The 15,754-nt window shown below is 37.8% G+C and carries 16 protein-coding genes; 11 read left to right on the top strand and 5 right to left on the bottom strand.

Going from position 1 to position 15,754, the window contains the following annotated elements; translation table 11 throughout:
• Nucleotides 1–131 precede the first annotated feature (131 nt).
• Entirely contained in the window at nt 132–1,106 is a 975-nt protein-coding gene (locus tag GVK91_RS01790) for a DNA topoisomerase IB (protein ID WP_159726623.1), read from the top strand.
• Here GVK91_RS01790 and GVK91_RS01785 read toward each other — a convergent pair.
• Nucleotides 1,103–2,308, bottom strand: coding sequence for an FAD-binding oxidoreductase (locus tag GVK91_RS01785; protein WP_153848530.1), 1,206 nt, complete (start codon nt 2,306–2,308; stop codon nt 1,103–1,105). The two genes, GVK91_RS01790 and GVK91_RS01785, sit on opposite strands and share 4 nt — an antisense overlap.
• A 128-nt stretch (nt 2,309–2,436) precedes the next feature.
• Here GVK91_RS01785 and GVK91_RS01780 point away from each other — a divergent pair, with 128 nt between their 5' ends.
• The 5 genes from GVK91_RS01780 to GVK91_RS01765 all read left to right on the top strand — a co-directional run bounded on the left by GVK91_RS01780 (nt 2,437) and on the right by GVK91_RS01765 (nt 6,739).
• On the top strand, nt 2,437–3,192 hold the full coding sequence (locus GVK91_RS01780; protein ID WP_153848531.1) for a Ku protein: 756 nt from the start codon (nt 2,437–2,439) through the stop codon (nt 3,190–3,192).
• A 17-nt stretch (nt 3,193–3,209) separates the two neighbouring features.
• Complete coding sequence (locus GVK91_RS27340) at nt 3,210–3,362, top strand: hypothetical protein (RefSeq protein ID WP_182331993.1); 153 nt, start codon at nt 3,210–3,212, stop codon at nt 3,360–3,362.
• A 6-nt stretch (nt 3,363–3,368) separates the two neighbouring features.
• Entirely contained in the window at nt 3,369–3,995 is a 627-nt protein-coding gene (locus GVK91_RS01775; RefSeq protein ID WP_159726621.1) for a hypothetical protein, read from the top strand.
• A gap of 163 nt (nt 3,996–4,158) precedes the next feature.
• Complete coding sequence (locus GVK91_RS01770) at nt 4,159–6,327, top strand: ATP-binding protein (RefSeq protein WP_153848533.1); 2,169 nt, start codon at nt 4,159–4,161, stop codon at nt 6,325–6,327.
• Between the two features lie 112 nt (nt 6,328–6,439).
• Entirely contained in the window at nt 6,440–6,739 is a 300-nt protein-coding gene (locus GVK91_RS01765) for a hypothetical protein (protein ID WP_153848534.1), read from the top strand.
• Between the two features lie 7 nt (nt 6,740–6,746).
• Here the strand turns inward: GVK91_RS01765 and GVK91_RS27335 are convergent, their stop codons facing one another.
• From GVK91_RS27335 to GVK91_RS01745, 3 genes are all read right to left on the bottom strand, one after another.
• Entirely contained in the window at nt 6,747–8,765 is a 2,019-nt protein-coding gene (locus GVK91_RS27335; protein WP_200845517.1) for a glycoside hydrolase family 43 protein, read from the bottom strand.
• A gap of 266 nt (nt 8,766–9,031) precedes the next feature.
• A complete protein-coding gene (locus tag GVK91_RS01750) occupies nt 9,032–9,688 on the bottom strand; it encodes a response regulator transcription factor (protein ID WP_120334324.1) in 657 nt (218 codons plus the stop codon).
• 10 nt (nt 9,689–9,698) lie between these two features.
• Nucleotides 9,699–10,409, bottom strand: coding sequence for a hypothetical protein (locus tag GVK91_RS01745; protein WP_153848535.1), 711 nt, complete (start codon nt 10,407–10,409; stop codon nt 9,699–9,701).
• A 369-nt stretch (nt 10,410–10,778) separates the two neighbouring features.
• Between GVK91_RS01745 and GVK91_RS01740 the strand changes: the two genes are divergently transcribed.
• From GVK91_RS01740 to GVK91_RS01730, 3 genes are all read left to right on the top strand, one after another.
• Nucleotides 10,779–11,285 (top strand): RNA polymerase sigma factor, encoded by a 507-nt coding sequence (locus GVK91_RS01740; protein ID WP_075992714.1) that lies wholly within the window; start codon nt 10,779–10,781, stop codon nt 11,283–11,285.
• A gap of 168 nt (nt 11,286–11,453) precedes the next feature.
• A complete protein-coding gene (locus GVK91_RS01735; protein ID WP_159726619.1) occupies nt 11,454–12,176 on the top strand; it encodes an SIMPL domain-containing protein in 723 nt (240 codons plus the stop codon).
• Between the two features lie 373 nt (nt 12,177–12,549).
• Nucleotides 12,550–13,884, top strand: coding sequence for a GH1 family beta-glucosidase (locus tag GVK91_RS01730; protein WP_159726617.1), 1,335 nt, complete (start codon nt 12,550–12,552; stop codon nt 13,882–13,884).
• 19 nt (nt 13,885–13,903) lie between these two features.
• On the opposite strand, the gene GVK91_RS01725 is transcribed toward GVK91_RS01730, so the two are convergent.
• Nucleotides 13,904–14,716 (bottom strand): hypothetical protein, encoded by an 813-nt coding sequence (locus GVK91_RS01725; RefSeq protein ID WP_159726615.1) that lies wholly within the window; start codon nt 14,714–14,716, stop codon nt 13,904–13,906.
• A gap of 108 nt (nt 14,717–14,824) precedes the next feature.
• On the opposite strand from GVK91_RS01725, the gene GVK91_RS01720 reads away from it, so the two are divergent.
• Nucleotides 14,825–15,340, top strand: coding sequence for a hypothetical protein (locus GVK91_RS01720; protein ID WP_159726613.1), 516 nt, complete (start codon nt 14,825–14,827; stop codon nt 15,338–15,340).
• Between the two features lie 21 nt (nt 15,341–15,361).
• The gene (locus GVK91_RS01715; RefSeq protein ID WP_159726611.1) at nt 15,362–15,754 is read left to right on the top strand and encodes a DUF2809 domain-containing protein; all 393 of its coding nucleotides are present in this window, start codon (nt 15,362–15,364) and stop codon (nt 15,752–15,754) included.

The raw sequence follows: 15,754 nt of genomic DNA, 5'->3' as shown, positions 1-15,754 counted from the left end.
GATCTTATACAGATCAACCATGATCGAATTGCTGATTAACAAATGGCAACTGATATGGTCTCAAGCATCCACATAAGAAATTTAAATAACATTTTTGGGTTTAAGCATACGTTGACTTTGGAGATTATTATATGAAAGTAAAAGCCGGTTATACAAGAAAGAAAATAGGCAGGTCTTTTAAATATTTCGATACATCAGGAACAGAAGTATATGATAAAAAGATCTTAGAAAGAATTACGAAACTGGTTATTCCACCCAACTGGAAGGATGTATGGATTGCCAAAAGTAAGACCAGTGATCTGCAAGCTTTTGGATTCGATCAAAAAGAGCGTAAACAATATATCTACCATACGAAATTCGTTGACCAACGGCAAGCGGCAAAGTTCAGCAATATTCTTTTTATGGGTAAATATTTGCAAGAATTAAGAAAGATCAGCACTAAACATCTCAAACATCAGGTTTGGGATATGGACAAATTGTGTGCAATTGCTTTTAAAATTATGGACAGCACATTAATTCGTATCGGTAATAAGCGCTATACACTGACCAATAAGTCATATGGCCTAAGTACACTGGAAAAAAGGCACGTCACCATCGAAAACAACACGATATCTTTGGCTTATAAAGGTAAAAAGGGTGTTTTTCAGCAAAAGTCATGGGCCAATAAGCAACAAGCTAAGCTTCTGGAAGAACTTTTAAAAATGAAGGGAAAAAGGATATTTCAGATTGATAGTGCTACCTGCGAAAGCACGTTCTGCGGTGCCGCCTTTAATCAGTATCTCCGGAAGAATTCTACGGGTCAGATCAGCTGTAAAAGCATTCGTATTTGGGGAGCCAGTCGAGAAGCTTTTTACCAGCTCGCCCAAACAAAACAGGCGGAGGCACTTAATGCCCGAAAAAGACAGTTAAACAAGGTCATTAAACATGTTGCTGAGCAGCTCGGCAATACAAAGACTGTTTCACAGAATTATTATATCCATCCTGCCATACAACGTTTATTTATGGAGGGAAGATTCCCCAGTATAAAAAGTAAATTGCCGCTTGCGAAATTAGAGGATAAATTATACCGTTTTCTGCTTAAACACACCGATAAGGCAATTGTTTAACGTCCAAACCTAAACCATTCGTCCAATGGATGGCTTAGGTTATTCATCCAGCATGCTGCCATATCCATGGCGGCAACAGAAAATGTGATACCATTTCCACCGAAACCACACACAAAGTATGAGTTTTTAAACTTTTCATGTTTTCCGATATAGGGCAATCCATCTTTGGTTGTTCCAAAAGTACCAGCCCAGGCAAAATCTGCGTGAAAGACCCTATCGGTAAAAATTTTGTTAAATGACTTTTCCAATTTAAGTGATTTCGCTGAAATGAGACTATCTCGCTTAATGGGGTCTTTAAATTCTTCATCTTCTCCCCCAATCAGAAACCTATGATCATCTGTGGTACGCATATACAGATAGGGTTCAGTAGTATTCCAAATGAGCAGATCGCGATACCGATCATAATTGTCTTTATCGACTTCTGACACGATTGCGAATGTACTCAATAGATCGACAAATTTTTCAGGAATAAGGTTTGTCGTTTCGTATCCTGTACAATAAATAATTTTCTTCGCTTTGATTTTAGCTCCTGTCGAAGTGGTTACAAGATTATGCCCCGACTTATATAATACAGAGTCTAAGGCTGTTTTGTCGAAAATCAATAATCCCTTTCTAACGTTGTATGCCAGCAGTTCATGTGTAAAGCAAAAGGCGTCTATGCTTGCCCCTAAAGCCGAGAGAATTCCAGCATAAGCGCCATGTATAGCATAACGATCCCTGATATCTTGTTCCGTTAACCATTTAACATCAAAACCCGCCGCTTGTCGGGCTTCAAACTCTTGCTTCAACCAGGAGATATCTTTTTTCCTTGCCGCGTAGTAGAGTGACTTTTTTGTTCGAAAACCAGCTTTGGACCGGATTTTCTTTGCGATTTTCCCCAATTTGACAATTGCTTCACCACAGGCTCTGTAGCTCGCTACTGCAGCCTCTTCACCAATTAATTCCTTTAATCTATACAAAGGCACATCAATTTCATATTGCAACATAGAGGTTGTTGCCGCCGAACTCCCATTCACAATTTCACGCTTGTCGATAAGAATACATTTCTTTCCATCGTTTATGCATTGATGTGCGATCAGGGCCCCTGTAATGCCGCCTCCAACGACAAGAACATCACAGCTACGATCATCTTGCAAGGAAGGATAACTGTTTAGAAGACCGTTTTTTATTAACCAGAAAGGTTCATTTGACTTTAAATCCATTGTAATAGAAGCTTATTGAATGTTTGTATAACTATTTCTGAAAAGAAATAGTTTGGTTGGCATTTTATTAAATTTCAAACCATTTGAGCATTACCAAGGTTATCTTATTAGCAATTAATAGATTACTTATGCGAGCAATTTGGACGGGGGCTATTGGTTTTGGTTTGGTCAATATCCCAATTAAAATATATAGTGCAACAGAGAGTGCTGCCTTAGATCTAGATATGCTTGATCGAAATGATCTATCCAATATTAAATTCAAGCGGGTAAATGAACAAACCGGCAAAGAGGTAAAATGGGATAATATTGTTAAAGGGTATTTCATGAAAGACCATTATGTCGTGCTGGAAGATGCGGATTTTGAAGACGCAAGTCCGGAAAAGACTAAACTTATCAATCTCCATGCTTTTGTCAAACTGATGGATGTAGACAGTATATATTTTGAAACGCCCTACTATCTGGAGCCACAGAAAGGTGGAGAAAAAGCCTATCAGTTATTGCTCAAAGCATTAGAAAAAACTAAAATGGCGGGCTTAGGGTCGTTCGTCATGCGAAATGTAGAACACCTAACCCTTATAAAGCCCTATCAGAATGCATTGGTTTTGAATAAAATACGTTATCAACAGGAAATCAGAGCACTTGATGAGCTTAAGTTACCTACTGCAATTAAAATTCAAAAAGCAGAAATGGATATGGCTACACAGCTGATCGAGCAACACAGCACATCCTTCGATATCAGTAGCTATAAAAACGAATATATGAACGAGCTCCTCAAAATAATCAAACAAAAAGATAAAGGTAAACGTCCTACCATACGAAAAATGAAGGTAGAGCATACAAAAGCGGATGATTTGCTTGCAAAACTTAAAGCAAGCCTAGGTTAAACAAAACACCCTGTGCCATGATACGTAAACTAAAATCAGGTCAATATCGAATATATGCCAAGCATCCTGATAAAGAAACGAACCGACGTCGGAATCTGGGTACATTTGATACCCTTGAGGAGGCAAAAAAACACGAGCAAGAAATTAAATATTTTAAGCATAAGAAGTGAAATAAGATGAAGAATATCATACCGGAACAGAAAGAAGGCAAGCACCTGGATTGCTTTGAATCCCTCGAGTTTCCAAGTAAAGCTATTGCCAATTTAGCCTATGTTTCGGCTATAAACAATCTTAGAAAGGTCAACCATTGGTATGAACTCGCTCAGATACCTGCCACTGTGTTTCAATTAACGGCGGGTTATGGTACTCCAATTGATAATTTACTCGAATTACATGATTATATCCGACTCAATATTCCAGGACCGGGACTTCCAAGTAGTGATGGTTATGATTGGGTGAATGTTGTCAGCCTCATTTCAGACAAAACGGACGATTATAGTGTTTTTGCGATAACATTAAAACCTTGCCCCGATCCAAGCCATCCTGGGGATAAAAATACAGCTCATTTTTTTGAAGGGATTTCATCTTCAACCTTTCTGATCGAACAACGGAGGAATAGTATTTTGTTCCAGTACGCCGGAAGAAACGAGATCATCAATGTCGACAATGAGAATATGAGTGATAATGTCAGGAATTATTTCATTGGTCTAGCAGCTAAAATGGGGGCATCTTACCCACAATGGAAATCACTTCTTAAAGGGATGGCCCATGCAATCGCCAAAGAGTTTAATGTTCAGCATTAGTTCCTTCTGCCGAACGGAAATTGGCCGGACTTTAATTTCAAAGTAAAAAGAACCCAATAAGGCAATTTTATAAATTTATAACGTTCTGTTATCAAAGATTCGATCTATGTTGTCGTAATTTTTTTTGTATATTTATGTATATCATAAGAAGTTTTGGGGTATTATGAATCATACATTTCAATCTAACAATCAAACCATCATTACGCTTCAATCTTTTGGCAGTCTGGTCATCTTAGATCGACATTTTAATGTCGTTGGGGTAACCGAATCTGTCGTAAATGATCACGACGCCAAAGAGAACTTATTAGGAACTCATTTCTTTGATAGCTTTAGCAATACATTCGGTGAAGCGTTATCCAAAATCAAAAATGCAGTAACTGATCTACTTGAAAACAGGCAGTCGCGCCATATTTTACCCATTAAAATGAGAAAAGAACGTGTTTACGTAAAATTGCGAAGACACGATGAATACTTCTATATCGAGTGGGAACAACAACACAAAAAATACATTGCCGCAAAAAAAATAAATGAGCTTAATTTTTTGCTAGATACTATTCAACCGAATAATTGGGACCGTGTTTGTTCCGCCATCAACAAATTACTGAATTACGATCGGGTTTTCGTTTTGCAGGTTCAGGAAACGGGATATAGTTCCGTGATTGCGGAACATACAGCAGATGGACAAGCCCATTTCAAAGGAATGGAATTCTCGAAAGATTTCATGCCTGAAGAAGTCTTGTCGTACTATCGGAGCTATTCATATCGATATGCTCCCAATATTAATATTGATGGACAAGAATTCTACTATACTGACGAAGGAATTGATCCGGTCTCGAGCTTATTATCACCTTTACCTGAACTTCATCGGCTTTTTTTAAAAAAGATAAATGTACAAAGCGCCTTGTTTTTTAGAATCTGTATCGATGATGACTTTTGGGGTCTTGTGGTCGCACAGAATGATGAAGAGCGGGTGGTCGATCTGCAGCAGCGAAAACTATGTACGTTTGCCATCCAGGCAGCCACCAGCAAGTATGAGAGCCATGTCAAACAAAATCTGTTGGAAAGAACGGAGCTTCTTAAACTCGCTGAAGAAGAGTTAAAAAGGAGCCTTTCTGAAAATAAAATGGTGAATTGTGCTTTGATACAGCATATGGATATCCTTACCCAGCTGGTCAATGCAGATGGATTGGCCATATTTAATCAGGGCGATGTCTTTAACTATGGTCATTCTCCGCAGAAAGCACAATTTTATGAAATCATTCAATTCCTGCAAAAACATACCGATAAAGCCCTCTTCAAAGATTATAACTTTCGGCTGAATCATCAGGATAACTTTAACGATAAACTTGATTTTGCGGGTCTCATGTATCTAAAGGTTGGCTTGGAAAACGATTATTACCTGGTTTGGTTTAGAAAGGAAAACCGCAATCAGGTGATGCAGATGGAGCTGAAAAATGAGCCGCATGAAAACAAGCAGCTCAAAATATGGGAAGATATGCGCTATGACGTTGCCAAACCTTGGAATGATGCTGAAATCAATTTTGTCCTTCGTCTGAATCAGATTATCAAGGAATCCATTTTTGCAAAACTAAAGGAACGTCAGTTGCTAAATGAAGAGCTGCTGATTTTGAACAATGAGTTGGAAATGTTTACACATACCCTCTCTCATGATTTAAAAAATCCTTTGTCCATCCTAAAAATGGGCATACAGTTTCTACAGCAGCACTCCGACAATATTGATTTTACAAAAATCAATAAGTGGTACCAGAATTTCAGCAGAAGCGTTACAAACATTGAAGATATTATCAACAATATGGTCCAGTTGAGCCAGCACCGTTCCAGCGTTTTAGACAAGGAACCACTTCCTATGGCCTATACAATTCAGCGCATATTTCAAGAAAACAGCATTTTATATAACGTCAATAATTGCCAACCCACTTTTGGTACCCTATTACCAATTTGGGGCGAAAAAAGTGCCGCGTATCAAATTTTTTCAAATTTAATTGTTAACGCAATAAAATATTCTGCACAGGCAGACAGGCCTTTAGTGACAATAGATAGTTCCGAGGAAGACGATTATACCCATTATCAGATCAAGGATAACGGTATTGGCATACCAAGTGACCACCTGCCTCATATTTACGAAATGTTTACCAGAGCCGACAATGTGGGTTCAATACCTGGTACGGGCATTGGGCTTTCGCTGGTGAAACGGATAATGGAACGATTGGGAGGAAGTATAGAAATTGAATCAGAGGTTGGTATAGGCACCGTTGTCCATCTCTACTTCCCTATTGTTAAGCCATTTCCTGAGCAAATGTTACTCGATTGATCTTTGTTTCAAATCCTGAACTCTTTCAAACTATTTTCCATCTAACGTTGTTCATTTAAGGAGAGTATATCATCCAATAAAAAGGATCTTATCACTTAAAAAAAAATTGAAAATGGAAGAGATATTGCAACATGCAGTAGTAAAACGAGGTTTAATTATTGCCTATTATTTTAGTAACATCTGGTATCGTAAAGGATTGTTCGGGGAACGTACTATTCCCGATCCAAATGACACTGATCCCATCGAACATCCTGAACCAGATATAGATGAAACCGATCCTGAAGAAGAGGAGAATATCAACTACACACATAAAAATCCGCAGCCAAGAAGCAGTATAAGCCCTGGAAAGAAGTCTACCGCTAACTGGGACGAAAATGTAGAAAATCGGACCATATCCAAAAAGACAGATTGACCCTAGGTCAATCTGTAAAGATATTCAACTGTCCTTTTTCATCAAAAAAAACATCGCTAATAAAAACGATACGCTGATCTCCCGTTTTTAGGGTGCGGCCATGATATACACAGCGGATTTTTCCCTCCTTGTCCTGAAATAAACTATTATGCCCAGTACCCGAAACCACTCCACCTCTATTGGTATTCTTTTCAATGATCGGATTAGATGCCGATTTTTGATAGCTTCCCAAAGGAGCAGTTGCTGTTGCGTAGCCAACAGCATAATTGGCTCCTGCAAAATAATTGGCCGAATACATCATGTAGTATAATCCGTTTTCTTTGACCAAAAAAGAACCTTCTGTCCATCGTCTATTGACCTCACCTGAAGTAACTGATCTACTTTCCCATTCTGATTGTGCGTCGTTCATCATAACTGGGGGGCGCATTAAAAGAACCGGATTCCCAATCACCTTCGTCATACTGCTATCCAATTCGACTCCGTAAACCCAGCTTTCTTCAATATTTTTATAGCCAAGTTTCTTCTCCGCCCAAGTTGCAATTTCTGATTCCACAGGATGTTCGTAGCAGCAGCGTGAATAGAACAGATAATTTCTATGGTCTGTATCTCTAAAAACATTCGCGTCAATGATGGGATATCCAGGATCAAAAATAGGTTTCCCGGTCAGATCTTTAAATGGCCCCAATGGACTATCCGCCACTGCAACTCCTATACGATAGTTTTCTAGGTGTTTTTTTGGATTTTCTTTCCAATGAGCACTATAATACATGTAATATTTGTTATTCACACGATAGACTTCAGGAGCCCAGAAATCCTTTTCCCCCCAACCATTCGGCTGTTTGGCATCGTATACTTTTCCCTCCTTTTTCCATGTCTTTAGATCTTTGGAACTATAGGCTATAAATCCATTTTCAGTCCCGCCGGTTCCATATAAATAGTATTGATCCGAAGGTGGATCGAATACAATAAAAGGATCACCAAAGGCTACATCTGTTTGATAGGATTTTCTAGGTTGCCTCGATCGTTGATCTGTGCTTAAAAATCGAAACTTTGCAGTGTCGAATTGGGGAACCAAGACACCGCTGCTATTTGCCACAAATTGAATCGGTACTATGGCTGTCCGCCGAGGTGCAACTTTTTCATCTGAAAAATGTGTATGACAGACGTAATACCATTGCTTTCCTTTTTTGAAAATGTCGCCATGTCCAGTTCCGGCAAACCCGCTATTTTTACGGCTTAATGCAGGTTGACCTTCCAGTTTTTTCCAGGGTCCATAAATATTTTCAGCGATAGCAACCCCCACAGCGTAGTCCTTATTCCGAAAATCATTTGCCGAATAGAACATATAATAATATTTTCCCCCTCGAATGACGGTGGGACCTTCACTTACTGTCCACTCGGCATTTGCCGTATTTTCCCAGGGAAGTTCTGCATGGAGACATTCTTTCAGCGTTTCTTCCTTTATTCCGGAATAATCTGACTTCAGCTCCGCCACAAAAATTCTATTCCCTTCCTTTAACCTTACATGAAATAGGTATTTTTTTCCATCTTTATCGCGGAATACAAACGGATCAATTTGCTTTTGTCCGGTAGCAATTGGCACTTTAGCTGTTTGCTTAAAAGGACCCGTTGGAGCATCACCGACTGCGATTGCAATATGCTCATCGGCTGTGTAAGCCATATAAAACTTACCATTCTCAAACCATACTTGCGGTGCCCAAAACCCTTTTGATCCAAAGATATCGCCCTTTACAGCCGCAAAACCTGAATTAACTCCCTCCGGACTTACCCAGGAATCTAAATCCTTGGACTGGTATACTTTAAAGCCCTGCTGTTCATGCTGATCACCATTCGTACCATAGAGGTAATAATTTCCTTTGTGATAGAATATGGTCGGATCCGCTTGAAAAATGCCATTTGTTGGCGTGTGCACATTTTCAATCTGATCTTTGTTTGTAGTTTGCGCAAATGTACTTTGGACAAAAAACAGCAAGAGAGCAATAGGCAGCAAATATATTTTGTTCATTGATTATAATACATCATATAGGTGAAAGCCTAAAATTGAATAAATATTTGCTAAGACTGGAGGTAAATTGTATCAATTGAATATCAATTTGTATCAAATTAAAAATCTCCTGATAAAATTATCGAAATGCATTCCTTTTCAATTCCCACAAACCAATTTAATTTCCGGACTTGTTCTATCCGAAAACATTAAGATATATACACCAGCATACTGACACTACCTATACGTATCAAAATTTCCCTGATCATTTGTCAGGAAAATTTTCGCTAATTCAAAATTCCTCTTTCAAAAGCAAACTTAACCAGATGTGCCGTGTTTTTTACTCCCGCTTTGTCTATGAGGTTCTGACGATGGCCCTCAACAGTACGCTTACTTAAAAAAATCTTATCTGCAATTTCGACATTCGTGTAGCCTTCCGCAATCAATTTTAACACTTCCAATTCACGCTCTGAGATATCAAAATCCGTTTGCAATTCTCCTGGGATCTGCGCATAGCTTTGACCAGAACGGACTTGATCTAAAAGTATCATGGCGATCTCCTCGCTCATGTACCGTCCGCCGTTAGCAATATGATTCAACCCAAAAAGCAATTCGTGATAGCCAACATTTTTGACCAAATAGCCAGCGAGACCAGATTCAAACGCCTCAATGACATAATTAATCTGATTCAGCATGGATAGTATAACCACTTTAATAGATGAATACTGTTTGTTTAGGACCTGAAGCAATTCCATGCCGTCCATTTCATCCATACTGATATCCGTTAAGACGATATCAGGAACAGAATTTGCACTTAGGAAGTCGAGCGCCTCTTTGCCATTCGACGCTTCGCCAACGACTTCAAATCCTTCTTGAGATTCTAATAGTAATTTTATTCCGTTACGTACAACCATGTGGTCTTCAACCAATAGGATTTTTATCATTATTATCTTTTTAAATAGTCAATTTTAGTAAAATACCTGCCACAAGCGTATCATTCATAATCTGCGCATTGTAGAGTTCTGCAATCTTCATCAAGCGCATTGGTCTGTTTTCGGGCTTTGATACTGACAAGGCTTCTCCTTGTTGAAAAAAAGGTGATACTTTGACAAGAATTTCAAATTCGATCACCTGCACTGAAATTGAGATCGACTGCGAGGCCATTTCATCATTTAAATATTGAAACATTGCAGTCAGAAATTTAAATAGATGAATTTGCGTCTGATGATGTAATTCTCGCAAATGAGGGTCAAGCAACGTATCAATTATAAAACCAGATCGTTTTTTGTAACTGGCAACGGCTTCATCAACGGCGTGAAAAATTCCCAGGTCATTTAATATGGGATTGTAAAGCAATCCCGCTTTATTGCGGATTTCTATAACTAAGGTAGTCAATGAATCACGTAGGCAACGTAATTCTTCAAAATCGCCATAACGATTAGTGAAATTCTGAAGCGATATACGCATTCCGTAAAGCTCCTGAGCCAGTTCATCGCGAAAATACCGTCCTATTTTTCCGATATCATCCTGTTGATTCCTAATAATCGATTTATAAAAATCTTCTTGGCTACCGTCCCATACCTCCTTTAACTCCGCCTGATCTTTTAGGCCTTCAGATTGGCCTTTCGGTCCATCTGATAGGTCAAAATATAGTTTTTTGTTCACGTCCCCCATATTGTTTTCCATTTCATGTTGTAACTAATAACCACTTCAAGGCACGAACAGTTTTAAAAATTAACACCTATTTAGATAAAAGATGTATCCTTTAAAGTACTACGTATAAATACGTGCAAGAAAAAGATAAATGGGGGAATTTAGACAGGAAAACACTTGTTGTTAAAGTAAAAAAGTTCAAATAAAGCACCAATATACTTAGTGAATAACCTATACAAAACACTGTACAACAACTATTTAGAATAATAAATAAATCTACTCGCTTGATAACACTTGCCTCAATCCATCCTTCCAAATTGTTTTTTCTAGCATCTTAATTGCAGAGAATGTAGAAAAGATAGACACTTAAAATTTGATAATATGGAAAATACAACAATCGATCAACTGTTTAAGGAAAAAAGGCCTACGTTAAAATATTTGGCAGCGCAATTTACGAACGATCCGGATGAACGAGAAGATTTGGTTCAAGAGACCATGGTGAGGTCACTGGCATCTATCGAAAAATTCCTGAAACATCCGAAATTGATGTCTTGGCTCTATATCATTATGAAAAACACGTATATCAATCAATATACACGTAACAAAAGGTTAGAGAATTACAGAAGTGAATACATCAGCACTGGTTATCGCAATGAAATAACAACCAACCGCGGAGAAGATAATTTTGTTGCTTCTGATATACAGCATGCGCTCAATAATTTATCGAAAGACTATTATGACGCCTTTGCTATGTTTTTGGAAGGATTTAAATATTATGAAATTGCAGAGCATTTGCAAATACCGGAAGGAACAGTGAAAACACGTATACACATGGCACGAAAGTCATTGCAAAAACAGCTTAAGATTTACTCAAAAAGTATTAATTAAAAAATAGTATTATTTCAAGAACAAAAAGCAGGCTATAGCCTGCTTTTTGAATTTACACCCCGTTATTTTAGCTAACATTGTTTTAGTCGCTGCCTCTACCCCCGGATATATTTATTATATTTAGGGTGAAACTTACTAATTAAAATATCACTTTGAACATCATATAGTATGAAAAAGCAGTCAACCTCAATGTTTTTTATATGCTTGAGCAGCATAATTTTAATATCGTCTTGTGGTTCGGTATCAAAGGAAAGTGAAAACAGAATTCGTGTAAGTGGTGAAGGAAAGATTAGGATCATGCCCGACCAGGTCACCCTGACCATTAATACGACTTTCACAAAACCCAGAATGGTAGACGCGGTACGAGAAACACAAGCAACAGTCGACACGGTAATAGCGTTGCTCCAAAAATATGGGCATCAAAAAGAAGATATCAAAACCAGTAGCGTATCCGCAAATAAAGACTATCAATACATTGGTAATACCAATAAATTTATAGGTTATCAAGCACAGCAAACAATCGATTTTGTTTTACATGATTTATCGAAATTCACAGAATTAACGGGAAAATTGTTAGAAACAAAAATTAGTGGAATTGGTTCCATCTCATTTGACCACTCCAAAGCAGACAGTATTTTAAGAGAAGCAGATCTTATTGCATATGATGATGCTTTAAAATCGGCAAAAAAACTTGCATCTAGGGCTGATGTTAAAATCGGAAAACTGCTATTTCTGTCCAATGATGGAAGCGCATCCAACGAATCAACGCAGTACAGAACAGGGATGGCTTTAGAAACATTTAATAAGGGCTATGGCGGTGAAGGTTTTAAAATTGCTCCCGAAGTTTTAGAATTTAAAAGAACAATATTTACAGAATTTGAAATCAAATAGATGCCATACCGATTCTGTCACCAATCAACCAGCGTACTCGATTCAATGGTTGAATGAAAAAATAACGCTCGAGGGGTAGCGTTAGCCTTTACGCGAACGAATTAGCTACCGGTGATCGTCGAAACTATTTTTTCGTATATTTAACATATAGTTCATATCCAGTTCATATAAGTTTTGTTACTTTATAATGCGATAGTTAATGTAGTCAACGGAGTTAATGTATCTATTATGAAAACGATAAACTATTTTTTCCAGCGGATTATATTTAGAATCTTTTTAGGTCGATTCAGTTCATTCTATTCACCATTAAGATTCCACAAAACTTAATTGTTTTTAAAAACGGCATTGAGGTCCGATATTTTTATTTTTGTAAATGCTATTAACCAAAGATGCCTTTGGCAAAGATTTTATTTGGGGAGTTTCTACAGCTGCCTACCAGATTGAAGGAGCACATGATTTGCATGGAAAAGGCCCTTCTATCTGGGATATATTCGTCAAAAAAAGAAACCGTATATTTCAAAATCAACATGGTAATGAGGCCTGTGATTTTTACAATCGCTATGTCCAGGATCTGTATTTGATGCAGGGAATGCATATTCCTAATTACAGATTCTCTTTATCATGGAGTCGTATATTTCCAGCTGGCATTGGTGCGGTAAATCAATCTGGATTGGATTTTTATGATCGTTTGATCGATTTATCCCTTGAGTTAGGGATAACGCCTTGGCCTACCTTATATCATTGGGATCTTCCACATGCATTGGAAAAGAAAGGTGGCTGGGTAAACCGTGATGTGAAAGATTGGTTTGGAGAATTTGTTTCCAAATGTGTGCAAACCTACGGGGACCGGGTCAAGCATTGGATGGTTCTCAACGAACCTACAGTATTTACTGCTGCAGGTTATTTCTTCGGTGTACATGCACCAGAGAGAAAAGGTTTGGGCAATTTTTTGGCTGCGGCCCATCATGCTGCATTAGCACAAGCTCAAGGTGGCCGAATTATTAAGTCTTTACAGCCTAATAGCGAGGTAGGAACGACTTTTTCTTGCTCCCATGTTGAGCCCTTTACGTCGAAAGACAGAGACATTATTGCGGCAAAGAAAGCAGATGTATTACTCAACCGCCTATTTATAGAACCACTACTAGGAATGGGCTATCCAACGCAAGAGATTAAGATACTGGGTAGAATTGAAAAGTATATGCACGCGAATGATGAGCGAGATCTGAAATTTGATATGGACTTTATTGGCGTGCAAAATTATACACGGGAAATTATACGATACGCCATGTTCGTTCCTTATCTTCAAGCGAAAATAGTATCGGCGAAAGACCGCAAAGTTGAGATGACCGAAATGAACTGGGAAGTTTACCCATCCTCCATTTATTATATGCTCAAGAAATTTAGTGCCTATCCTAATATACCCACTTTAATTGTTACCGAAAATGGTGCAGCATTTCCTGATCAAATTGAAAATGGTTTAGTGCATGACCCCAAAAGATTAAGCTATTTACAACAAGCTTTACAGGAGGTTTACCGTGCAAAACAAGAAGGAATAAATGTCAAAGGGTATTTTGTATGGACATTCATGGACAACTTCGAATGGGCTGAAGGATACCGTCCAAGATTTGGACTAGTTTATGTTGATTTCAACAATCAACAGCGCATCGTCAAATCCTCTGGACATTGGTACGGAGACTTTTTAAAATAAATAAATGGCTTTTCCATCGTTATGAACGATATATCAAATTTGTAATTTTCAATAAAATCAGGCCAAGAAACAATGCGGCAACAATACTAAGTATTGTGACCAATGTATTCCTTCCGTTGTCTGCCAAAAAATAGATGGATAGTCCAACCAATATACATGGAATACCGATAACAATAAGCTTGACCCAATATATTCGGTCTTCTTCCTTACGGATAATTTTTGTTTCAACTGCGGCTAAAACATCCGGTCTATTCTTTCTAAAATATTCGAGAATAATTTCGATTTCTTCTGAACGCAATTCACGAGGACGTACAATCTGCTGTTGTAAGGCAATAACTAAACTATTTCCATCTCGTTGAACTGAAATAACTGCTGACATTGGAAAGCGCTTTTTAAACCCCATAGGATTCATTGCATATCCTTTGTAGTCACTGTTATCTGGACTTAAACATACAAAATACTCCGAACTCATTGCGAAGATCACATCGGTATGTTCTTGTTTGGTTTCTTTCCATATAACGATAGCAGGCTTAATGGCTGCTAGTAATAGACATTGGAAAATAAATATACCAAAAGACAAGCTGAATATCCATGACAAAGAAAATGAAAGGAGTAAAAAAGCGATGATAAACCAAATAACATTTGACCAAAAGTCAATTTTCCGCTCGATTAAATAGAAGATAATGACGCAGACTATTGGCGCAATACTGGCTTTCCAATCCCAAAATATACTCACAATTCCGAGAATTGAAAACAGCGCATAATTCAACAGCTGAAAGTATGCTGACTTCCGCTGAAAATTAGTTCTTTTAATTTCAATGATATTTTCCAATGCTTTCTTTAATGAAATAACAAAATCTCCGTCGCTAAGATAGCTCTGATTGCATAAATATAAATATCTTTACTAAAATAAAAACGCGTAAAAATAGAAGCCACTGCTATGAATACCTTTCAATTTAAATCACATAATGTTAAAAAGGGCTTGATCTTTGGATTTGGTTACCTAATTGTTGTATTTATCCTATGCTGTTTAATTTTTGGCGGTATAAACGGACTAGCCGATGCAGTAAACAATTTTGGTTCAGCAAAAGGTCTTGGGATATTGGTTGCTGTCGTTGTAATCGGTCCCCTAGTCATACTATTGCAATTCATCAATCCCAAGATAGAAATACAAGTTGATAAAAATAACTTATCTATTAAACAACCGAGAAAGGAGGACAAAATGATTCCGTTAGAAGTAATTCATTCCATGGAAATAAATCGTTCCTTGGTCAACCAACTTCAACTATTCGACCAGAATGGAAAACTACTTACCACTATTCACCCTCAAAACGATATGAATGTTATTTTCTCCATTGCAAATATAATCGCGCAACATGGTGGATTTACACAGAAAAAAGGAACCAAAAAGATCTTTGGTAATCCCGTTGAAACGATCTCATATTTCAGGCAATAACACTGTAGCACATTCGTTTCGATGAAACCAAAAATACATTATCTACTTTTCGTCGCTTTAACCATCTTCCTGGGTTTGTTGTCACGGAAAATATCCGCCATTCCTACCATTACCGGCGATGTACTTTATGCGGTTATGATTTATTGGTTATCACGTTTTTTACTTACGAGGAAATCGTTATTATTTTCTTTTGCGACGACAATTGTATTTTGTTTTGCCATCGAATTTTTACAGCTTGTACAATATCCTTTACTAATCTGGGTAAGAAGCAATCCGCTTTTGCGGCTCGTGTTTGGACAGGGCTTTTTATGGTCGGATCTAGCGGCTTACTGCCTGGGAGCCATCGGAGCTGCATTCCTTGATTATCTTAATTATCAAATGTTAAAGACAGATCCTACGTTACGAACTAAATAG

It is taken from the genome of Sphingobacterium sp. 18053, from assembly GCF_902706145.1.
In the GTDB taxonomy this organism is placed as follows: domain Bacteria; phylum Bacteroidota; class Bacteroidia; order Sphingobacteriales; family Sphingobacteriaceae; genus Sphingobacterium; species Sphingobacterium paramultivorum.
This window is presented reverse-complemented; position numbering and strand designations above follow the sequence as displayed.